This window comes from Quyinboa sediminis (assembly GCF_042219855.1).
Lineage (GTDB): Bacteria > Bacteroidota > Bacteroidia > Bacteroidales > UBA5342 > JBHJHP01.
In genome coordinates this window covers 763054-784475 of record NZ_JBHJHP010000001.1, presented here as the reverse complement: position 1 = coordinate 784475, position 21422 = coordinate 763054, and the positions used below count along the sequence as shown (strand labels likewise).

Here is a 21422-nt window from a genome sequence, read left to right as displayed (position 1 = left end):
GTATTTAATTTTTTCTGTTTCTAATTATGGTGCCTACCTTTCCTTTTTCCAGTCTTATATAGTCGAGGAGAGGCCGGTTTGCAGGACAGGTAAAACTGCAGGAACCACATTCTATACAATCCATGATGCGTTCTTTTTCCGATCTGTCATGTGCATCCTTTTCACCCAGTACCATTAACAGGTAAGGAGCAAGTCCCATCGGACATACATTAACACATTTACCACACCTGATACAGTTTTGCATTGGCTTCCGCTTAGCTTCCTCATCTTTTATGATAAGTATACCTGAACTTCCTTTGGTAACAGGAATATCGGTATTAACCAGGGCTTTTCCCATCATGGGCCCACCGCCTATAATTTTACCGGTATCTTCGGGCAAACCGCCAGCAGCTTCAATCAAGGTTTTCACAGGTGTACCGAGCCTGACCAGAAAATTACCCGGTTGTTTAAGTGACTTACCGGTTACCGTAACCACGCGCTCAAACAAGGGTTTGTTTTTCTGTACAGCGTCATAAACAGCAAGGGCTGTTCCCACGTTCTGAACAACTGCACCCACAGATATAGGTAACTGCCCCGAAGGGACCTCTCTATTTATTGTTGCCTTAATCAGCTGTTTTTCACCACCCTGAGGATACTGTACTTTTAATGCAACAACCTGTGTGTTTCCATACCTGGCTGCTTTATCTGTGAGTAGCTTAATCGCATCCCTTTTATTGTTCTCAATCCCGATAATGGCCCTGTCAACATGAAGTGCTTTTTTCAGGATTTCAATCCCAACCAGTAACTCATCACTTTTTTCAAGCATAACCCGATGATCGGAAGTCAGGTACGGTTCACATTCCACACCGTTGATAATAAGGACTTCAGCTTTCATTCCCGGAGGAGGGGAAAGTTTTATATGTGTGGGAAAAGTAGCTCCTCCAAGACCTACAATTCCGGCATCCTTAATCTTCTCAATTATCGCTTTGGAATCAAGATTACAGGTTGTAATCAGCTTTTCGGAACGGTCTATTGTTTCTTCCCATTCATCACCGTCGGTTTTGATGTAAATGGCTGGTTTTCTGTATCCACTTGCATCAAGTACCTCATCAACTTTAGTCACAGAACCTGAAACCGGTGAGTGAATTGCCGCAGAAACAAATCCACCTGCCTGAGCGATCAACTGGCCGGTTTTGACCTGATCTCCTTTTTTTACTATTGCCGAAGCAGGAGCACCAATATGTTGTCCAAGCGGAATAACTACCTCTTCAGGAACAGGAAGAATTTCAATTTTCCTATCTGCCGAAAGTTTGTTTTCGGGAGGGTGAACACCACCTATTGAAAATGTCTTTAAACCCATTATCCCTCCTTATTAATTGAGTTAGTATTGCTGTTTTCGTTTTCCTGTTTTGCCTCTTTAACTGCTTCTGCATCCACTTTTATTTTTCTGGGTGGAAAGTTGAGCTCATGAATTGAATTTGTCGGGCAAATATCTACACATTTGCGACATAACTTACATTTGTTATAATCAATATAAGCCAGATTATTTACCATGACAATGGCATCAAACGGACATATCTTTAAACATTTGCTGCATCCAATACAGGCAACATTGCAGGCTTTTCTGGCAACACCACCCTTATCCTGGTTCACGCAGGATACATAGATACGTCTGTCCTTTGGTCCCTTTTTACGTAACTCAATAATGTTGTTCGGACAAGCCTTTACACAGGCACCACAAGCCACACACTTATCATTAACTACCGGTAATCCGGTTGTTTCATCCATGTAGATGGCATCGAAATCACAGGATACCACACAATCCCCCAGACCATGACAGCCGTAAGAACATCCCGTTTCCCCACCATATAATGATGACGCAATGGCACAGGAGGTCGCTCCATCGTAACTGTTTGTTTTTGGACGGTTTTCACATGTGCCGTTACATCTGACCACTGCAATCAGAGGATCGACAACAGCAGCTTCTTTTCCCAGAATAGATGCCACAGTTTTCATTACATCCGCACCACCGACGGGGCAGTTATAATCTGCAAGATCATCCGCCTTTACTAATGCCTCAGCAAATCCACGACATCCGGGATAACCACATCCACCGCAATTAGCTGCTGGGAGTGCTTCTTCAACCTGATCAATTCTTGGATCTTCATAAACCTTGAATTTCTGTGCCGCAAAATAGAGAATTGCAGCAGAGATTCCTCCAAGGCCACCAAGGCTTATCATAACTATTAATGTCAGACTCATATTTACTGCTAACTATTTATTTTAAATGAAAATTTCCTTTTCAAACGGTTTTTAAATAACCATATTATTCCATAATAAGGTACCAGGATCCCTAATGAAATCAAACCGGACACAGCCTCATTATTCAATATGGTATTGGCTGTAAAAAGCGTGATTATTATAAGTATAAATGGAAGAAAATAGGCCAGGAAAACAGCAGAAAGACCATCACGGTTTTTTCCCGTTAACGTAACCGAATCTCCAACCTGTAAGGGTGGACCGCTGTAGTTCTCCACCGAAATTTTTCTGGAACCCGAATCCGCTGCTACACACTGATCACTGGCACTGCAGTGTCCGCAGGCTGAACCGGTCTGAATTTCAACCTCAACACATGTGTCCTTTATCTCTTTTACCTTTCCTGAATGTGTTATCGTTTCTGAGTGCATTTTGCAATCTCCACTTTGCAATTTATGGCAACAAATGTAATATATATTTGCTAAAATCACCATGACTTAATTTATTTAGAATTGTTTTAAAAAGCTGATTTAAAAGGGGGTTATGTGACTGAAAATCTTGAACTCAGGGATTGGCTTAATAACATAAAATGTCGTAAAGCATATGTTCGGTTTGGGTAGCTAAGACAATAAAAAGACATAAACTTAACTATTACACAATCCTTAACATTGTTAAAATTCACTAAATTTGATTGTAAGAACGCCAGTACAACCTAAAGAGCTTACGTTATGAATACTGATTACACTTGGGAAAAAGAGTATTTCAAAAACACCTATTATCTTTATAATCAGGGATCGCATGTTGGTAACCTGATTCAAAGTACATTTAACAGGGTTGCGAAAGCGGATCTGAAACGTAAACAGATTCACTTTAAAACGACAGGTATACTACGGTTTAAAACCAGGGTTACCGATAAAGATGGAAACATTGTAGGCACTATCAGCTATAATTTTTTCAATTCTACAGCTAAAATCAGGTCTAAGGAGAAAACGGTTGATCTAAAAAATTATAATTTCTGGAATTCCAAGTGGGAACTGACAGATTATAATGGTACCACCATCAAATTTAACGGATCATCGGGTAAAGGCGTTATTGAAACAACAAAACATGATGAGCACCTGATTTTATCCGGTCTGTATATTGCCAATGTGTTCTGGCACTCCAGGATTGCCATGGCCCTTGTCGTTATGGCATCAATATGGGTGAAATTTATACTGGCAATTCAGGTATAAACTGCCAGTATAAATAAAATTATTCTGTTATCTGTTTAAACAGACTTTTCATTCTTACTTTGGAAGAAATAATGGAGTGCAGGTCCGAAATGTTAACCCGTTCCTGTTCCATGGTATCTCTGTGTCTTATAGTCACTGTATTTTCTTCCAGTGTTTGATGGTCAATAGTGATACAAAATGGTGTTCCGATAGCATCCTGTCTGCGATAGCGTTTTCCGATTGAATCTTTTTCGTCATACTGACAGTTGAAATCAAACTTAAGTTCATCGATTATTTTCCTTGCTTTTTCAGGCAAACCATCTTTTTTCACCAGCGGTAAAACCGCCAGTTTAAACGGAGCCAGTACCGGTGGCAGTTTTAGAACTACACGGGTATCTCCCTTAACCTCTTCTTCGTGGAATGAGCCAGCGAGAATGCTCAGGAACATTCGATCCACCCCAATGGATGTCTCTATAACATAGGGTACATAAGATTTATTGAGTTCCGGATCAAAATACTGTATTTTTTTACCGGAGTACTTCTCATGCTGTGAAAGATCGAAGTCGGTACGGCTGTGAATACCTTCCACTTCCTTAAAACCAAACGGCATCTCAAACTCAATATCGGTAGCAGCATTAGCGTAGTGCGCCAGTTTATCATGATCATGGAAACGATATTTATTATCTCCCAGTCCAAGGGCTTTATGCCATTTAATACGGGTATCTTTCCATTTCTTGAACCATTCCATTTCTTCTCCTGGACGGACAAAAAACTGCATCTCCATCTGCTCAAATTCACGCATACGGAAAATAAACTGACGTGCAACTATTTCATTGCGGAAGGCTTTACCGATCTGTGCAATACCAAACGGTAATTTCATACGACCGGTTTTTTGAACATTCAGATAATTCACAAATATCCCCTGAGCTGTTTCAGGACGTAAAAAAATCTTCATGGCACCTTCTGCCATTGATCCCATTTCGGTGCTGAACATCAGGTTAAACTGACGGACATCCGTCCAGTTTTTTGTGCCGGAAACAGGACAAACTACATCATAATCTTCAATAATCGCTTTTAATGCTGCCAGATCATTGTCATTTAATGCCTGTACAAAGCGACCATGTACCTCATCTATTTTCTCCTGGTTTGCCAGTACACGGGGATTTGTAGCTTTGAACTGAGCTTCATCAAATGCATCCCCAAAGCGTTTTTTAGCTTTTTCTACCTCTTTGGCAATCTTGCCTTCAAATTTAGCCATCAGTTCTTCTATCAGAACGTCAGCCCGGTATCTCTTTTTTGAATCTTTATTATCGATAAGGGGATCATTAAATGCGTCTACATGTCCGGAGGCTTTCCATATGGTTGGATGCATAAATATAGCTGAATCAATTCCTACCACATTTTCATTCAGTAAAACCATACTGTCCCACCAGTACTTTTTAATGTTATTTTTTAATTCTACACCGTTCTGGCCATAGTCATAAACGGCACCTAGACCATCATAGATTTCACTCGATGGAAATACAAATCCATATTCTTTACAGTGTGAGATCAGTTTTTTAAAAATATCCTCTGACATTGTTGTAATATTATTGTTTTACGGGGCACAAAAATAAACGAAATTTCGTGAAATGGGAACTTATTACTGCTATTGTTAACAATGTTGGGGCATATTGGCTCATTTTATCAGTTCAACTGATTTGTACTGTTGTTTTATGTATGTTCTGACAATGAGTAAATTATAATTTGGTGTAAAACGGACACCGATTTATTTAAACCTTTTTAAATAAAAAAAGTATTAAAATCCTTGCAGGTAAAGGGTTTTTTGCCTATTTTCGACAATAGAAAACGTTCATTGAATATAAGATATTAGCCGCATCAGAATAGATTGATAAACTCAACACTACAAAATTTTCCGAGAAAGCTTAAGAGTAGGAAAGCGGGCTGCAACCTTCGGGTTCCTTTTTAGGACGGCAGATACTTGACTGCTCTGGCACTCAAATCCTGTAATACAGGAGTTTATTCAGATCCAGGGTGCGGCTTTTTTTGCCCTATACCTAAAATTATATATTCATTAATTTCCATAAGTATTTATAAATCAATTTTTTGGACAGCCTTATTCAATCTCATTTTAATTAAAGAAAAAATTCTCTAATTATGTTGAATAACATTATACCCTGGAATTTTAATTAAAGAAATATTTCTATATTTAAAGTCGTGATGTTGATCACATTAGCAAGGAACAAACCACAAGGTACTCTCATTTAACTAAACACTTGTAATTCTCTAATTAAACTAATCGCTTATGGATCCTATCAAGGAATTAATTCACGAACTGGCAGAGTTTCATGGTCGTGAAAGAACCAGTCTGTTACCCATACTTCAGGGTGTAGTCAAAAAGGAACGGTACTTATCGGAATATTCAATGAAGGAAGTGGCCCGTGAACTTGAACTGCCCGCCGCTGAGGTTTTTGGTACTGCTACTTTTTATTCTTTTATGGAGAATAAAAAAACCGGTAAAAACATAATCCGGGTATGTAAAACGATTTCCTGTTCAATGAAAGGGACAAATCAGATTTTATTGGCAATTCAGGATATGTTAAAGATCAAGTTAGGTGAAACAACACCTGATGGTATGTTTACTCTTTTACAGACCAACTGTCTGGGATGGTGTCATAAAGCGCCGGCAATACTGATTAATGATGAGGTATATACTGAGCTGACACCGGAGAAAGTAAGAGATGTTATATCTGATTATTTAAAAATGGGATAAACGAAACTGTCATGGCATATCAATTAAAAAGAGTAGACCTGATCTTTAAAAACGATAATGATTGGGAAAAAATATTAACAGATACACTGGCAAGAGATAACCAGGAAATTGTAAACAGTCTGATCAGTTCAGAACTCAAAGGAAGGGGAGGCGCAGGTTTTCCCACAGGGCTGAAATGGAAACTGGCTTCAGAGGCTAAAGCGGATAAAAAATATGTGATTTGTAATGCCGATGAAGGTGAACCGGGTACATTTAAAGACAGAGAAATACTTACAAAAGTACCCTATAAGGTATTAACGGCGATGGCCATTTGCGGCAAGGTTATTGGTGCAAGCCAGGGATACATTTACCTTAGAGGGGAATATACCTTTCTGAAAAAACCGTTGGAAGAAGCTATCAGTGAATTTGAGTATTTCTGTAAGGAACTCAACTTTAATTTTACTATTGGAATCTTTATGGGGAGTGGAGCCTATATCTGTGGTGAAGAAACCGCACTTTTTGAATCCATGCAGGGCAGAAGGGGAGAACCGAGGAATAAACCACCATTTCCTACCGATAATGGATACCTGCATAAACCTACTGTAGTAAATAATGTGGAAACCCTGGCACATACATACACGATTTTTAAATATGGCGACAAGAAATTTTATGATCTTGGTGTGCAGTATTCCAGGGGAACAAAAGTCTTTTCTATTTCAGGCGATACACCTATTGCCGGCATTTATGAGCTGGAGCTGGGTATGTCGTTACAGGACTTTGTTTCTGAATTCGGAGATGGTGATACAAAAGCCGTCCAGGTAGGAGGTGCTTCCGGTTTTCTGGTTCCAAGGAAAAAGTTTAAGGAAACGGCAATAGGGTACCAGGGGAAACTGGTTGGTATTTCGCTGCCTACCGGTGGTTCAATGATGCTATATAACAGTACACGATCTATGTTTAACGTGCTGAACAACTACCTTGATTTCTTTAAGGAAGAATCATGCGGACAGTGCACACCTTGCAGGGTTGGTTGTCAGGTTCTTTACAAAGGCATTCAGGCGGTTAAGCGTGGTGAACGTAATGCCCAGTATCTTGATACTCTTCTGAGATTATCTGAAACGATGCAGGTCACTGCAAAATGTGGATTAGGACAGTCTGTTGCAAATTCATTTGCGGCTATTGTTGAAAATTTCAGGGAGGAGATGATTTACTAATTTTAAAAAATGACTGTTATGGCAAAAAAAATAAATCTGTTAATAAATGGTACTAAATGTACTGTGGATCAGGGAACAACAATTCTGGATGCTGCAAAAATGCTGAATGTAAAAATTCCTACGCTCTGTTACCATAAAGACCTTTGTGTTGCAGGAAACTGCAGGGTATGTGTGGTAGAGGTAGAAGGACAAAGACGTCTGGCAGCATCATGTGCCACACCATGTTCGGATGGAATGGAAGTGTACACGAATACACTAAAAGTGCGCAATGCACGTAAGCATGTCATAGAACTTCTTTTGGCTGAACATAATGCTAACTGTACGCAGTGTTACAGAAACGGGAACTGTGAACTGCAAACCCTGGCTTCAGAATACAAAATTATGACTCAGGATTTTATTGAGATCAGCAAAAATAAACCGTATACTGTAGATCTCTTTTCTCCTTCTATCATTAAAGATAACAGCCGCTGTATTCGTTGTCAGAGGTGTGTCAGAGCCTGCGCTGAATTGCAGGGGGTAAATGCCCTCACAGTAGCTTACAAAGGAGAGAATATGAAGATTTCCACGTTTTTCGAAAAACCAATTACAGATGTGGTTTGTACTAATTGCGGTCAATGCGTTAATCACTGTCCCACCGGTGCTTTGGTTGAACGCAATTATATTGAGGATGTGTGGAATGCCATTGCTGATCCGGAAAAACATGTGGTTGTTCAGACTGCTCCTGCCGTCAGGATCGGACTGGGCGAAGAATTAGGCTATGAACCGGGAACCAGAGTTACAGGAAAGCTTGTTGCAGCCCTGAATAAGTTAGGTTTCGATTCCGTACTGGATACCGATTTTACAGCTGACCTGACAATACTGGAAGAAGGTACCGAACTGTTAACACGTCTGAAAAGAGCATTGGTCGATAAAGATGAAACAGTTAAGCTACCTATGGCTACGTCCTGTTCTCCCGGATGGATAAAATACATTGAACATATGTATCCGGAATACCTCGATAATCTCTCAACCTGTAAATCACCACAGCAAATGTTCGGTGCTTTGGTGAAGACTTACTATGCAAAGGCCAGGAATCTTGATCCGGATAAAATTATCAGTGTCTCTATAATGCCCTGTACGGCTAAAAAATTTGAAGCCAGCAGGCCGGAAATGCATGATAGTGGTTATAAAGATGTTGATTTTGTGCTCACAACAAGAGAGCTGGCCATTATGATCAAACAGGCAGGTATTGAGTTTATGAAACTTGAAGATATGCATTTTGACCGTTTGATGGGAGATTCAACCGGTGCAGCTGTAATCTTTGGTGCCACCGGTGGTGTTATGGAAGCTGCCCTGCGTACGGCATACGAAATAGTTACCGGACGTGAGGTGCCGTTTAAGGACCTTAATATTACTCCGGTACGTGGTCTTGAGGGGGTAAGAAAAGCCAGCATTAAAATTGATGATCCCAAAAAAGAATGGGCTTTCCTGGATGGTGTTGAACTGAAGTGTGCTGTGGCTCACGGATTAATCAATGCCAAAAAGGTTATGGATGCCATGAAGAGAGGGGAGACCGATTTTCACTTTCTGGAGGTTATGGCCTGTCCTGGTGGTTGTCTTGGTGGTGGTGGTCAGCCTATTCCGACAAGCCCTGAAATACGGCAGAAACGAATGGAAGCCATTTACGCGGAAGACATGGGTATGGCAACCCGTAAATCGCATGAAAATCCTGAAGTAGTCAAATTATATAACGATTTTCTTGGACAGCCTCTTGGCGAAAAGTCCCATCATTTACTCCACACTAAATATGTTGAGCGCGAGCGTTATTAGAGTTACAAGTGAAAAGGGAGGCTTTTGGCCTCCCTTTATTGTATGTTAAATGTTTCTCAGAATAATTCTGTTGCAATTTGCCTGATGCTCTGCGTTGCCATCAAAGTATAGTAGTGAATGTTTGGTACACCCGCTTTAATAAGTTCCCGCGACTGCATTATCGTCCATTCAGTACCAACTTTTGCGGCCTCCTCATCTGTTTTACATTTTATCAGTGCGTTTGAAAGTTCCTGTGGAATATCAGACTTGAAAATTTTAGGTAATACAGTCAGCTGACTTTTAAATGTAATAGGCTTTAAACCCGGAATAATCGGGACATTTATACCTGCATTTTTGCATTTATCGACAAAGGCAAAGTATTTGGCATTATCAAAAAACATTTGGGTCACGATATATTCGGCACCATTATCTACTTTTTGTTTAAGGTATTGAAGATCTGAATCGAGATTCGGTGCTTCTTCATGTTTCTCTGGATATCCGGCTACTCCATAAGAAAATTTATGTTCATACGAATCTGTACTTGAACCATCGCATAAAATTCCGCTATTGAAGTCATTGATTTGTTGCTGCAGCTCTGTTGCATGAGAATGGCCACCATCAGCCGCCATAAACTGCTTCTCGTGTTTGGCTTTGTCACCTCTTAAAACCAGCAAATCAAAAATACCAAGGTACTGTAAATCGATAAGCGCGTATTCGGTTTCTTCCTTTGTGAAACCACTACAAAGCATATGTGGTACAACATTTACATTATAACGGCTCTTTATCGCTGCTGCTATAGCAATTGTACCGGGTCTGCTTCGCACCGTAACTTTTTTAAACAAACCATCGGGTGTCTCTTTAAATACGGTTTCACTTCTGTGTGTGGTGATATTGATATAAATAGGATTAAACTCCTGCAGTGCATCAATGTTACGGAATAAACGGTCAATATTTTTACCCCGCAGAGGTGGTAAAATTTCATAAGAAAAGGCCGTTCTGTTATCAGACTCAGCTTTTTTAATATGATCAATAACCTTCATATATCTTTGATTTGTTCTGATTTGAAGCGCGAAATTAGTAAAAAAACGCAATTCAGGCTATTTTTCTATGATCCGAATTTTTTTTATACGGATATCTTTTAAAGGCCGGTCCTTGTCATTTGTGGCTACCGCTGCAATGGAATCAACAACATTCATTCCGTTTACAACTTCACCAAATACAGTGAAATCACCATCGTAAACAGGTGCTCCGCCTACTGTTGTATACATTTTTCTTTGATCAGGCGTGAATTTTATTTTTTTTACGTTTTCTATTTCATCCAGTTCGTCATTGGAAAAAATCCTTCCTGCAATAATAAAAAACTGGGAACCATCCGATCTGTTATACTTGTTTTTGTATTCCGGCAATTTTGAAGCTGCTACAGCACCTCTTTTATGATATAATCCCGGAATGATCTCTGTTGGCAGGGTGTATCCTGGACCTTTCCATCCTACTGGATCATCTTTTTTTGCATATCTGGTATCAGCTGCTCCTGTTTGAATTAAAAAATTTCTAAGCACACGGTGGATAAGAAGACTGTCATAGTATCCGTCACTGGATAGCCGGATAAAGTTCTTTTCATATTCAGGTAGTTTGTCTGACAGTTTTATCTCAATATTACCCATCGTTGTTTCAATGATAAAGCTTTTAACATCTTCAGGATCTGGGTAAACCTTATCTGTTTTAAACCGGAGTTTGGAAATAGCCTGAAAATTATCCGCTAAGTTATCCGTGATGGCTTTTAAGCGATATGCAGGGTAAACAACTTTTTGTGTTTTCCCATCAATATTAACGGAAGTAACTATACCGGCCAGTTTGTGGTTTTCAGCAAACAAAGCGGTTCCGACACCGGCATGTGGGGTGTTCAATGTATACATTTTCAAAGACTTAACCACTACAGCAGAGTCCCTCGTGCAAATGTATTTCTGTAATTTACGGTCTACTATTTTTAAACCGTACATCTCTTCCGGCACATCTGTTTCCAGCAGATCAGGGAATTTATGAGACTGGCCACTGACTCTGAGTAACAGTATATTTTGTGTTATATCGTACCACAGGTAACCACGTGACATGGGTTCAATATCTGAACCTTTATATAATATACGTATTGAATAGGCATCAGAAGATGCTGAAAAGGGGATAGCCACAATTTTGCCTGCTACCTGAACGCCATTACCGGTCTCAACTTTTGTTGCATACTGATTATAGGTTATAAATTCGGTATTAACCAGAAAGTTCTTCCTGTATTGTTCCACATCGCCTGAACTGTCCTGCTTTGCATTGCTCTTTTCTTGTTTACTGTTCCCGCAGGAAAAGAGCAACACACCGATAACGATATACAGTAGATTCTTCATCTTATTTTAGTACGCGAACATCCATTTTGACATCCTGATATGGCCTGTCATTTTTGTCCGTTTTAAGATTTGCAATTTTGTCTACAACATCCATTCCTTCAGTAACTTCACCAAAAACTGTGTATTCTCCATCCAGCGCCGGAACACCCCCCATTGTTGTATATACCTTCCGCTGTTCATCTGTAAAATGCTTTAAATCAGAGGCCAGATATTCGACCCGAATTTTATTCTTTATCTCCCTGAGTAATTCATTAAAAGCTTCCGGGTCCGTTTGTTTTAACTCTGCAAGCTTCTCTTTTTCAGGGAGGTAATATTTTTTTTTCAGTTCAATTTCAATAGGCTTATTATGGTTATTTTCTATGATGTCCAGTTCCTCATCCGTGTATTTCCTGCCTGATATAATATAAAACTGACTTACATCAGATTTTTTAAACACATTAATATCATCCGGTTGACGTGGCGCACACAGTGCTCCTCTTTTATGAAAATAATCCGGATTTAATTCCGAATTGATAATTCGGGTTGAAACTCCGTAACCTATATGCTTTCCCGGAGGCGCATTCCTGGAGTCCAGTGATCCGCCCTGTATTATAAAGTTTTTGATGACCCGGTAAAACAATGTTCCGTCAAAATGGCCTGAATTTACCAGCTGCATAAAGTTTTTGGCATGTTCCGGTGTTCCGTCATACAACTTTACCTTTATATCTCCAAGGTTTGTGCTTATCAACACTTCATGCGATTGTGATTGTGCCGCAGAAAAAAGAAACAAAAAGAGAAAAGAAATTATATGGTGTTTAATGTGCATTTTAGTTTAACATTTTAATTGTAAATTTCATGTCTTTTACCGGCCGTTGCGTAGCCGGATTGGTTTTCATTGCAGCTATCGAATCAACAATATCCATGCCATCTATTACTTCTCCGAAAACCGTATAATCTCTGTCCAGAAAAGGCACACCACCAATGGTTGAATAGGTTTTTATCTGTTCCGGGGTAAAAGAAAAAATGCCGCTGTTTTCTTTAAAAGCCCTGTCTGTCTCTGCCATAATGGAATCCTGTAATTCAATCAGTTTATCAGGCATATCCGAATACATCAGAGTATTCATACTGTCCCTGTATTTTGGTACTATTTTGTTAAAATATTTGTTGCGCTCAATATCATTTTTTTTAACCGCAATATTAACGAGCTGGGTGGAATCATATACAGTTCCCAGCACGATATAAAACTGTGAACCTGATGATTCCTTTAAAGGGTTTACCCTGTCCTCCTGCCTTGCTGCTGCAATTGCGCCCCGTTTGTGGAAATATTTCGGATAAACTATCTCTGCCGGTATGGTATATCCGGGACCACCAGACCCCAGCTGAACACTGGCCGGTGCATTTTTACTTTTCGGATCTCCTCCCTGGACAATCATTCCGTCAACGACACGGTGGAAGAGAAGATCCCTGTAAAAGCCGTCGTTAACCAGTTTAATAAAATTGTCTCTGTGTAGCGGTGTTTCGTTATATAACTTAATTTTTATATTGCCTAAATCCGTTTTTATAACAGCTATGCGTTCTGCACCTTTTTCTTTTGGGGAGCAGGCGTAGAGAATAGTGAATGCTGTTATAAGGAAATAAATGAGTTTACGCATTGTTGTGTTTTTTACAAAAATAATAGAATTAAGCAGCTGTTCAAAGTTTAACAGTCAGGTTAAAAAACGGGCTCGCCAATGAGTGTTGCAGATGTGGCATCATTAATTTTAACCTGAACCAGATCACCAGTTCTGTATTTGTTTTTTGCAAAAACTACCACTTTATTCTGTTGTGTTCTGCCAAACAGTTTATCCCGGGAGCGTTTTGAAACCCCCTCCGCTAAAACCTCAAATGTTTTACCGATATCTTTCCTGTTGCTATGTAAAGATAACTGCGTTTGTAGTTCAATTATTTCCTCAAGCCTTCTCTTTTTAACCTCTTCAGGTACATTGTCTTCCAAATGTTTTGCTGCATAGGTGCCGGGTCTTTCGGAATATTTAAACATAAATGCAGCATCAAATTCAACTTCCTGCATCAGGCTTAATGTTTCCTGATGATCCTGTTCTGTTTCACCGTGAAATCCACAAAAAATATCTGTACTTATGCCACATCCCGGTATGATATCTTTTATGGCTTCTATCCGCTGCAGATACCAGTTTCTGTTGTATTTGCGATTCATAAGCTTTAATACCTCAGAACTGCCGGATTGAACCGGTAAGTGGATATGATTGCATATATTCGGATATTTTGCAATGATTCTTAACGTGTCATCGCTCATGTCCTTTGGGTGCGAAGTGGTAAACCTGATCCTCATGGACGGAAACGTTTTAGCAATCATTTCAAGTAGCCCTGTGAAATTTGTTACCTCTCCGTTTTCAGATTCGTACCGATATGAATTAACGTTTTGTCCCAGTACTGTTACTTCCTTAAATCCTTTGACCTGAAGATCCTGTATTTCATTTAATATACTTTTCGTATCTCTGCTTCGTTCACGACCTCTGGTATAGGGCACTATACAATAGGTGCAGAAATTGTTGCATCCTCTCATGATTGATACAAAACCGGATATTCTTGACGGACCAATCCGTTCCGGAATAACTTCGTTGTAGGTCTCGGTAGTTGAGAGGTTGACATTAACAGCTTTTACACCTGATTCTGCTGCACCAATTAAATTCGGAAGATCAAGGTAGGCATCCGGTCCGGCAACAAGATTCACGCCTTTTATTTTAATCAGTTCCTCTTTTGTGCGTTCTGCCATACACCCTAAAACACCTATTATAAGTCCGGGTTTTGATTTTCGGAGTGAATTAAGATAGTCAAGCCTGTTTAGTACTTTTTGTTCCGCATTATCGCGGATTGAACAGGTATTTATAAATATGGCATCAGCCTCTGTAATTTTATCCGTTATGTCGTATTGATCCATTTTCATTACGGTTGCCACAACTTCACTATCCGCAAAATTCATCTGACAGCCGTATGTTTCAATAAAAAGTTTTTTATGCTCCTTGTCCTGCATTATCTCAAAAATTTTTGCAAAATTACAATGCAGACTAAATTATGAAAATTAAATACTCTAAAAAAGCACTGTATTTCCTTAAAACAGAAGATAAATAAGCTGTATATTAATTAGAATGATTCTACATAAGAAAAGTTTTCTGTTGTAGGGCAGAAAAAACTTTTCTAAAAAAAATATAATAATATTAACAATTGCAACACTTATACAGTATAATTTAATGCTAAGATATTGTTATTCAGTGATCTGTAATTAACACCTGCGCTGTAAACACTTTGTTGATAATTACGATTAAATATTCTTCTGTTGCATTTTATTCGTTACTAAATTGCAGACTGACTCTTTAAAAAATTGAAGTATAATAACTAACTGAAAATAAATCTTTAGCAAAAAAAAGAACTGATGGACGTAAAAAATGTTGTATTAAAAATTGACGCTGTACAGCAAAATTCTCAAACTTATACGTTTGAAGAAGCCTTTGAAGCTTCAAAAATATACTTTAAAGGAGATGAGCTTGCTGCACGCGTTTGGGTAAATAAGTATGCTTTAAAAGATTCGCATGGAAAAATCTATGAGAAAACTCCCAATGACATGCATAAAAGGCTGGCTTCAGAAATAGCCAGAATTGAACAGCGCTATCCAAATCCACTAAGTGAAACTGAAGTTTTTGATCTTATTAAAGAGTTCAGATATATTGTACCTCAGGGAAGTCCGATGTCCGGAATCGGAAATCCGTTTCAGATTGCATCACTTTCTAATTGTTTTGTAATTGGTAACGAAGATAATGCGGATTCCTATGGAGGAATAATGAAAATTGACCAGGAACAGGTTCAACTCATGAAAAGACGTGGCGGTGTTGGTCACGATCTTTCTCATATACGTCCAAAAGGTTCACCTGTTAAGAACTCAGCACTGACATCAACTGGTTTGGTTCCTTTCATGGAGCGTTTTTCAAATTCAACACGCGAAGTCGCCCAGGATGGAAGACGCGGTGCATTGATGTTAAGCGTATCAATTCAACATCCTGATGCTGAAGATTTTATTGATGCAAAAATGGAGCAGGGCAAAGTAACCGGTGCCAATGTGTCCGTTAAAATAGACGATGCATTTATGCAGTCTGTTGAAGCAAGTCAACCTTATAAACAACAGTATCCGATTGGGGCAAATGATCCTGTGGTGACTAAGGAGATTGATTCACAGAAACTGTGGAAGAAGATTGTTCATAATGCCTGGAAATCAGCAGAACCGGGAATTTTATTCTGGGATAATGTAATTAATGAATCAGTACCGGATTGTTATGCCGATTTAGGCTACAGAACTGTATCCACTAACCCGTGTGGAGAAATTCCTTTGTGTCCTTACGATAGTTGCCGTTTGCTTGCGATAAACCTGTTTTCCTATGTGGAAAATCCGTTTACGCCGAATGCATCATTTAATTTTGGTCTGTTTAAAAAACATGTTGCTTATGCTCAGCGCATGATGGATGATATTATTGATCTGGAAATAGAAAAAATCAACAAAATAATAGAAAAGATCGATCTTGATCCTGAATCAGAAGAAGTAAAACGGGTAGAACGTAACTTATGGGAAAACATCCGGAATAAAACACTTCAGGGCAGAAGAACCGGTGTTGGAATCACTGCAGAAGGTGATATGCTGGCAGCACTGGGATTCCGTTACGGTACTGAAGATGCTACAGATTTCTCGGTTAAGGTACACCGAACAATTGCCGTTGAAGCATACCGTTCATCGGTCTATCTTGCAAAAGATCGTGGTCAGTTTCCGATTTTTGATGCGAAGCGTGAGATTAATAATCCGTTTATTCAACGACTGGCAGGTGCTGATCCAACTTTACTGGATGAAATGCAGCAGTACGGACGCCGCAACATTGCGTGTCTGACCATTGCACCTACAGGAACTACCAGTCTGATGACGCAGACAACATCCGGTATCGAACCCGTATTCCTGCCATATTATACCCGCCGCAGAAAGGTTAATCCCAATGATCCGGGTATAAAAGTCGACTTTGTGGACGAAGTGGGAGACTCCTGGGAAGAGTATTCCGTTTATCACCATAAGTTTCTGGACTGGATGAAAGTAAATGGTTATGATACATCTAAAAAATACAGCAATGAAGAACTGGATGAGATCGTAGCACAATCACCCTATTTTAAAGCAACTTCCAATGATGTGGACTGGGTTCAGAAAGTGAAAATGCAGGGAAGAATACAAAAATGGGTCGATCATTCCATAAGCGTTACCATCAACCTTCCTGAAGATGTGAAGGAAGAACTTGTTGGCGAATTGTACATTGAAGCATGGAAATCTGGCTGCAAAGGTGTAACAGTATACAGGGATGGATCGCGTTCCGGTGTTCTGGTATCTGATAAGGATAAAAAAGATGCCGTTGTGGTTGATGAAGATGCGGTGAAAGTTATTGAGGAACGTCCGAAAGAACTTGAGGCTGATGTTGTTCGTTTCCAGAATAACAAGGAAAAGTGGATTGCTTTTGTTGGCTTGCTCGATGGAAGACCTTACGAGATTTTTACGGGTCTCGCCGATGATGAAGATGGAATTCTGTTGCCAAAATGGGTGACGAAGGGTAAAATTATAAAGAACGTGGATGAGGAAGGGCATAAGCGATATGACTTCCAGTATGTTCACCGCCGTGGGTTTAAAATTACCATCGAAGGTTTGAGCTGTAAATTTGATCCTGAATTCTGGAACTATGCGAAGCTGATTTCCGGAGTACTCCGTTATGGTATGCCTATTAATCTGGCTGCTAAACTGATTCAGGGACTTGATCTGGACAGCGAATCCATTAATACATGGAAGAATGGAGTGGAACGTGCCCTTAAAAAATATATTCCTGATGGAACCAAGGCACACGGAAAACACTGCCAGAATTGTAACAGCGACTCTCTGATTTATCAGGAAGGATGCTTGATCTGTACATCTTGCGGTAATTCAAAATGTGGTTGATCTATTGACTTTTAAATATTTACAAGGCACTTCAAATTTGAAGTGCCTTTTTTTTAAACTTTTTGGAATGTCCATCCGTTTTTCTTTAACTTTGGACATACAAAACAGGGGACAACAACATGTTATATCATTTTTTAATATTATCCGGAGAAAAAGAGGATTTTGTGCGTGAAATACTGATCAACAGTGATGCTACTTTTCTTGATTTTCACGAAGCCATACAGGAAAGTGTCGGATATGATACCAGCCAGATTGCATCTTTTTTTGTCTCAGATGAAGATTGGGACAAAGGCCAGGAAATAACACTCATCAGGATGGATAAACGGACTGATGACGAAGAACTGATCATGCAGGATGTCAAACTTCTGGATATTATGAAAAACAGAAAAGACAGACTGATTTACCAGTTTGACTTTTTTTCGAACAGAGGTTTTTTTATTGAATTACTCTCTTTAAGCGAGAACCGTACCATAGCACAGCCGGCACTGATTAAATCTGAGGGAGAACCACCTGAACAGATTTTGCTGGATGACATAGGCCTGGACGAAGTATCCTCTTTGCTTGGTCTTACAGAGGATGACGATGAATTTAATGATGAGTTTAACGACATTCGATTTGAGGATCTCGATTCAGATTCATATGATGAATATTTTTAGTTAATGCCCGTAAAACACCTAATTGTACTTGTAGGTCCCACAGCAGTTGGAAAAACAAAGGTAAGTCTGGAACTGGCTCAGACTTTTGGATGCGAAATAATATCAGCTGATTCCAGGCAGTTCTATAAATATATGAAAATTGGAACAGCTGCACCTACAGCAAATGAGCTTCAAACAGCAAAACACCATTTCGTTCATTTTCTTGAACCGGACAGGTATTACAACGCCAGTACATTTGAACATCAGGTGCTGGAACTACTGGAAAATATATTCCAGCCAAATGATACTGCAATTTTATGTGGTGGCAGTATGCTTTATGCTGATGCTGTTGTTAAGGGCATCGATCTGATGCCTGATGTCGATCCTGAAATTCGTAAAAACCTGTATGAGGCACACAAAAACGGTGAGATAGACGCTTTACGTTTACAGCTGAAACAGCTGGATCCTGCTTATTATAACGAGGCAGACCTAAAGAATCCGGTTCGGATTATACATGCTCTGGAGGTTTGTCTGACTACCGGAAAGCCCTTTTCTGAATTCAGAACAAAACAGCAAAAGGACAGGCCATTCAATGTGATAAAAATCGGACTGAATATCCCACGGGAGGACTTGTTTGAAAGAATTAACATAAGAGTGGAACAGATGATAGCAGAAGGATTGGTGGAAGAGGTAAAAGAGCTGGCACATTACAAAGGAGAAAATGCACTGAATACCGTTGGCTACAGGGAGATTTTTGAATACCTGGATGGTAAAATCTCACTTGAACGGGCCATAGAACTGATTCAAAGGAATACCCGTAGATATGCCAAGAAACAGCTGACCTGGTTTAAAAAAGACCCGGACACCGTTTGGTTCTCACCGGAAGACACCAGTATTATAATTGAACATATCCGGCAAAAGATATTAAATTATTAAACAGAATGATGGCTGAGTTGTTCTGGTTTGTGGTTATAAGTAAATATTCATGGGAAATAAACGATGTAAATTATCTGATAAGGAATATTCCAAAAAGGTTCCGGAAAAGCCAAAATACGAGTGTAAAAAATGTGGCAGACTGGCAAAAAAAGAGGATAAAGTGTGTAAACCAATGAAATTTAAAGCAGCCTGATGAGTAACTGGCAGGAGTGGATCGGATATCTGGCATCAGCGTTGGTGGCAGTGAGTCTCTTGATGTCTTCAGTAAAAAAACTGCGCTGGATTAATATGGCAGGTGCGTTCGTTTTTACCGTTTACGGGGCACTTATTGATTCCTGGCCGGTATTGCTGATGAATGCTTTTCTTGTTGTAGTTAACATATATTATCTTGTTAAACTGAATAATAAAAGCCTTAAGCTTCATTTGAAAAGGGAGGACTGGCAAAATCCGTTAACAAAGAAGTTTATGTGCAGATTCAATTCAGAAATTATTAAGCTTTTTCCTGAATTTGATTATAAGCACAATAAATCAGATCTTCATCTCATATACAATAACTTCGAAATAGCAGGATTCCTGGCGGGCAATCTCGTTGAAGATAAAATTCAGGTTGATGTGCTGTTTATTCAAAGTAAGTACAAAGGATATAACTTCGAAGAAAAGTTATTTGAGACCAATAAACTGGTTCAAAAAGCTTACAGTGCTGATGAATATGGTTTTAATCTGGTGGCAGAACCCACTAAAAATTATCTTAAACAGTTTAAAATCAACCTTTAAATATAATTGCCTCATATTTGAAGATTTCCGCTCTTCTCCATCCGTCCCAGCCAATTCCGGCTTTGTCCCTGGCACATCTTCCTAAAAATTCTTCCAGTGTCCAGTTATTTTTTATGGCAACCTGTGGCAGCAATGTTCCAGCTTTGTTATCCTGTCTAATATAAACCCCATGTTTTCCTAGTTTTATTTCTTTTATGTCATGTACCTTGTCCAGAGGAGTGAGAACCGAAATTTCAATTTCGGTATAAGCCAGTTCATCTGCATGAACCGGGGAAAATCTGTTATCTGCTGTTGCTGCTGCTATCGCCATTTTCTGAACAATCCTGTAGAGCGGATAGTCAGGATTAAAACGTCCGATACATCCACGGAGTTTCCCGTTTGTATAAACTGATACAAAGGCACCTACCGGTTTTTGTAAGGCATTGGTCAGCTCAATGTTTTCAAGCGGATCAACATCTTTATTTGCAATATACTTTTGAAGCGTCCGGCGGGCTATACTTAACAAAGCATTTCGTTCATCAGAAGTGATATGAAATACATCTCTGGGTTTGGTCACACCTATACTCCAGTAACCGACGACTCTTGTTTTATCTCCAAAATATACATGATCTCCGGAATTCTTATAATCAAACAGTTTATAGTTATAGTTGCTCTTTTCGGTCATATAAAGCAGTGTTAAAATAGCGCTTGAACCACAAATGCTTGTTACCAGGTTGTCAAAATTCATGCCTTCAACCCTAAGTTTGCTTTGGATAAATGTTTCCGGATCATTGCTTAGGATTGATTTTGCAATCATCCCATCGGATTTGGTAGCATCGTGATAAGACGGGTAGTGGCTGAAATCGCTGCTGACAATGAAAAGGTTTTCTTTTTTAAGAAAATTCTTTAAGGTATGTGCAACGGACTTAATGACCGCTTTGTTATTGGTGCCAATGATTATCGGTATGATCTGCAGATCTTCACCATAAAGCATTTGTAAAAAGGGTAACTGAACTTCAATGGTATGTTCAGTTTTATGTGCTTCAGGAAAGAACGTTATGTTTTCGTTCATTTTGAAAAGCTGATTGGCTAATTCCCTGTTTACTTTCACTTTACCAAGCGGTGTTATGTAGTCCCCTTTATTATAGATGCTGGCGCCGCCAAAGTTCATGCTGTGGCTGCTTCCAATAAGAAATATATTCACCGGGTTGTCGAATTTTTGCAGGGCTTTATAGGCTGATCCTGCTACATGTCCGGAAAAAATATATCCTGCATGTGGAACGATGATGGCCTGTAACGGTTCTTCTACATGGTATGAAGGGCTTTCTGAAAAGATCGATTCCAAATCCTTCTTCAGCTCATTGGCTGATGATGGATAAAACTTGCCGGCAACTACAGGTCTCCTGTCGTTTTCCAGAATTTGCAGATTATTTTTCTTGAAATTATACATAGGCTCAATCTTATGTCATTGTATTGAGTCTGATAAATTTACGAAAATGGT

The 21422-nt window shown here is 39.3% G+C and carries 19 protein-coding genes; 9 read left to right on the top strand and 10 right to left on the bottom strand.

The genetic code is table 11. The features are described from left to right. Positions 1–4 precede the first annotated feature (4 nt). From rsxC to ACE1EF_RS03205, 3 genes are read right to left on the bottom strand one after another with little or no spacing between them, the layout of a single operon-like run. Complete coding sequence (gene rsxC, locus ACE1EF_RS03215) at positions 5–1339, bottom strand: electron transport complex subunit RsxC (RefSeq protein ID WP_375719172.1); 1335 nt, start codon at positions 1337–1339, stop codon at positions 5–7. Next, positions 1339–2241: a Fe-S cluster domain-containing protein gene (locus ACE1EF_RS03210; RefSeq protein ID WP_375719171.1), complete on the bottom strand. Its 903-nt coding sequence runs from the start codon at positions 2239–2241 to the stop codon at positions 1339–1341. Before ACE1EF_RS03210 ends, rsxC begins: the two co-directional genes overlap by 1 nt. 8 nt (positions 2242–2249) lie before the next feature. Continuing rightward, entirely contained in the window at positions 2250–2729 is a 480-nt protein-coding gene (locus tag ACE1EF_RS03205) for a SoxR reducing system RseC family protein (protein ID WP_375719170.1), read from the bottom strand. A gap of 234 nt (positions 2730–2963) precedes the next feature. On the opposite strand from ACE1EF_RS03205, the gene ACE1EF_RS03200 reads away from it, so the two are divergent. Continuing rightward, a complete protein-coding gene (locus tag ACE1EF_RS03200) occupies positions 2964–3467 on the top strand; it encodes a hypothetical protein (RefSeq protein ID WP_375719169.1) in 504 nt (167 codons plus the stop codon). A gap of 19 nt (positions 3468–3486) precedes the next feature. Here ACE1EF_RS03200 and ACE1EF_RS03195 read toward each other — a convergent pair whose 3' ends face one another. Beyond that, positions 3487–5025, bottom strand: a complete 1539-nt coding sequence (locus tag ACE1EF_RS03195; RefSeq protein WP_375719168.1) for a glycine--tRNA ligase — start codon at positions 5023–5025, stop codon at positions 3487–3489. Between the two features lie 726 nt (positions 5026–5751). Here ACE1EF_RS03195 and ACE1EF_RS03190 point away from each other — a divergent pair. From ACE1EF_RS03190 to ACE1EF_RS03180, 3 genes are read left to right on the top strand one after another with little or no spacing between them, the layout of a single operon-like run. Continuing rightward, on the top strand, positions 5752–6219 hold the full coding sequence (locus ACE1EF_RS03190; protein WP_375719167.1) for an NADH-quinone oxidoreductase subunit NuoE family protein: 468 nt from the start codon (positions 5752–5754) through the stop codon (positions 6217–6219). 11 nt (positions 6220–6230) lie between these two features. Next, positions 6231–7409, top strand: coding sequence for an NADH-ubiquinone oxidoreductase-F iron-sulfur binding region domain-containing protein (locus ACE1EF_RS03185; RefSeq protein ID WP_375719166.1), 1179 nt, complete (start codon positions 6231–6233; stop codon positions 7407–7409). A gap of 18 nt (positions 7410–7427) precedes the next feature. Continuing rightward, positions 7428–9218 (top strand): NADH-dependent [FeFe] hydrogenase, group A6, encoded by a 1791-nt coding sequence (locus ACE1EF_RS03180; RefSeq protein ID WP_375719165.1) that lies wholly within the window; start codon positions 7428–7430, stop codon positions 9216–9218. Positions 9219–9274: 56 nt separating this feature from the next. On the opposite strand, the gene metF is transcribed toward ACE1EF_RS03180, so the two are convergent. Genes metF through miaB form a run of 5 tightly spaced genes read right to left on the bottom strand, consistent with a single transcriptional unit; the run spans position 9275 to position 14618 of the window. Then, on the bottom strand, positions 9275–10237 hold the full coding sequence (gene metF / locus ACE1EF_RS03175; protein WP_375719164.1) for a methylenetetrahydrofolate reductase [NAD(P)H]: 963 nt from the start codon (positions 10235–10237) through the stop codon (positions 9275–9277). A gap of 57 nt (positions 10238–10294) precedes the next feature. Then, a complete protein-coding gene (locus ACE1EF_RS03170; RefSeq protein ID WP_375719163.1) occupies positions 10295–11590 on the bottom strand; it encodes a peptidylprolyl isomerase in 1296 nt (431 codons plus the stop codon). A gap of 1 nt (position 11591) precedes the next feature. Continuing rightward, positions 11592–12395: a peptidylprolyl isomerase gene (locus ACE1EF_RS03165; RefSeq protein WP_375719162.1), complete on the bottom strand. Its 804-nt coding sequence runs from the start codon at positions 12393–12395 to the stop codon at positions 11592–11594. Between the two features lies 1 nt (position 12396). Then, entirely contained in the window at positions 12397–13221 is an 825-nt protein-coding gene (locus tag ACE1EF_RS03160; protein WP_375719161.1) for a peptidylprolyl isomerase, read from the bottom strand. Positions 13222–13280: 59 nt separating this feature from the next. Next, entirely contained in the window at positions 13281–14618 is a 1338-nt protein-coding gene (gene miaB, locus ACE1EF_RS03155) for a tRNA (N6-isopentenyl adenosine(37)-C2)-methylthiotransferase MiaB (RefSeq protein WP_375719160.1), read from the bottom strand. A gap of 399 nt (positions 14619–15017) precedes the next feature. Between miaB and ACE1EF_RS03150 the strand changes: the two genes are divergently transcribed. The 5 genes from ACE1EF_RS03150 (at position 15018) to ACE1EF_RS03130 (ending at position 19942) form a co-directional block, all read left to right on the top strand. Beyond that, positions 15018–17597: an adenosylcobalamin-dependent ribonucleoside-diphosphate reductase gene (locus tag ACE1EF_RS03150; RefSeq protein WP_375719159.1), complete on the top strand. Its 2580-nt coding sequence runs from the start codon at positions 15018–15020 to the stop codon at positions 17595–17597. 119 nt (positions 17598–17716) lie between these two features. Continuing rightward, positions 17717–18253, top strand: a complete 537-nt coding sequence (locus tag ACE1EF_RS03145; RefSeq protein WP_375719158.1) for an IS1096 element passenger TnpR family protein — start codon at positions 17717–17719, stop codon at positions 18251–18253. 3 nt (positions 18254–18256) lie between these two features. After that, positions 18257–19168 carry a tRNA (adenosine(37)-N6)-dimethylallyltransferase MiaA gene (miaA, locus tag ACE1EF_RS03140; RefSeq protein ID WP_375719157.1) on the top strand — a complete coding sequence of 304 codons (912 nt, stop codon included), beginning with the start codon at positions 18257–18259 and terminating at the stop codon, positions 19166–19168. A gap of 49 nt (positions 19169–19217) precedes the next feature. Next, complete coding sequence (locus tag ACE1EF_RS03135) at positions 19218–19361, top strand: hypothetical protein (RefSeq protein WP_375719156.1); 144 nt, start codon at positions 19218–19220, stop codon at positions 19359–19361. Then, positions 19361–19942, top strand: coding sequence for a YgjV family protein (locus ACE1EF_RS03130; protein WP_375719155.1), 582 nt, complete (start codon positions 19361–19363; stop codon positions 19940–19942). Before ACE1EF_RS03135 ends, ACE1EF_RS03130 begins: the two co-directional genes overlap by 1 nt. On the opposite strand, the gene amrB is transcribed toward ACE1EF_RS03130, so the two are convergent. Further along, a complete protein-coding gene (gene amrB / locus ACE1EF_RS03125) occupies positions 19932–21371 on the bottom strand; it encodes an AmmeMemoRadiSam system protein B (protein WP_375719154.1) in 1440 nt (479 codons plus the stop codon). The two genes, ACE1EF_RS03130 and amrB, sit on opposite strands and share 11 nt — an antisense overlap. Positions 21372–21422 lie beyond the last annotated feature (51 nt).

What these genes read in the sequence shown, in the direction of transcription:
- ACE1EF_RS03210 (WP_375719171.1), bottom strand. Translation starts at nt 2,241, where the DNA reads ATGAGTCTGACATTAATAGTTATGATAAGCCTTGGTGGCCTTGGAGGA.
- ACE1EF_RS03190 (WP_375719167.1), top strand. Translation starts at nt 5,752, where the DNA reads ATGGATCCTATCAAGGAATTAATTCACGAACTGGCAGAGTTTCATGGT.
- ACE1EF_RS03130 (WP_375719155.1), top strand. Translation starts at nt 19,361, where the DNA reads ATGAGTAACTGGCAGGAGTGGATCGGATATCTGGCATCAGCGTTGGTG.
- ACE1EF_RS03170 (WP_375719163.1), bottom strand. Translation starts at nt 11,590, where the DNA reads ATGAAGAATCTACTGTATATCGTTATCGGTGTGTTGCTCTTTTCCTGC.
- ACE1EF_RS03200 (WP_375719169.1), top strand. Translation starts at nt 2,964, where the DNA reads ATGAATACTGATTACACTTGGGAAAAAGAGTATTTCAAAAACACCTAT.
- metF (WP_375719164.1), bottom strand. Translation starts at nt 10,237, where the DNA reads ATGAAGGTTATTGATCATATTAAAAAAGCTGAGTCTGATAACAGAACG.
- miaA (WP_375719157.1), top strand. Translation starts at nt 18,257, where the DNA reads ATGCCCGTAAAACACCTAATTGTACTTGTAGGTCCCACAGCAGTTGGA.
- ACE1EF_RS03160 (WP_375719161.1), bottom strand. Translation starts at nt 13,221, where the DNA reads ATGCGTAAACTCATTTATTTCCTTATAACAGCATTCACTATTCTCTAC.
- rsxC (WP_375719172.1), bottom strand. Translation starts at nt 1,339, where the DNA reads ATGGGTTTAAAGACATTTTCAATAGGTGGTGTTCACCCTCCCGAAAAC.
- ACE1EF_RS03205 (WP_375719170.1), bottom strand. Translation starts at nt 2,729, where the DNA reads ATGGTGATTTTAGCAAATATATATTACATTTGTTGCCATAAATTGCAA.
- ACE1EF_RS03165 (WP_375719162.1), bottom strand. Translation starts at nt 12,395, where the DNA reads ATGCACATTAAACACCATATAATTTCTTTTCTCTTTTTGTTTCTTTTT.
- ACE1EF_RS03195 (WP_375719168.1), bottom strand. Translation starts at nt 5,025, where the DNA reads ATGTCAGAGGATATTTTTAAAAAACTGATCTCACACTGTAAAGAATAT.
- miaB (WP_375719160.1), bottom strand. Translation starts at nt 14,618, where the DNA reads ATGCAGGACAAGGAGCATAAAAAACTTTTTATTGAAACATACGGCTGT.
- amrB (WP_375719154.1), bottom strand. Translation starts at nt 21,371, where the DNA reads ATGTATAATTTCAAGAAAAATAATCTGCAAATTCTGGAAAACGACAGG.
- ACE1EF_RS03150 (WP_375719159.1), top strand. Translation starts at nt 15,018, where the DNA reads ATGGACGTAAAAAATGTTGTATTAAAAATTGACGCTGTACAGCAAAAT.
- ACE1EF_RS03145 (WP_375719158.1), top strand. Translation starts at nt 17,717, where the DNA reads ATGTTATATCATTTTTTAATATTATCCGGAGAAAAAGAGGATTTTGTG.
- ACE1EF_RS03185 (WP_375719166.1), top strand. Translation starts at nt 6,231, where the DNA reads ATGGCATATCAATTAAAAAGAGTAGACCTGATCTTTAAAAACGATAAT.
- ACE1EF_RS03135 (WP_375719156.1), top strand. Translation starts at nt 19,218, where the DNA reads ATGGGAAATAAACGATGTAAATTATCTGATAAGGAATATTCCAAAAAG.
- ACE1EF_RS03180 (WP_375719165.1), top strand. Translation starts at nt 7,428, where the DNA reads ATGGCAAAAAAAATAAATCTGTTAATAAATGGTACTAAATGTACTGTG.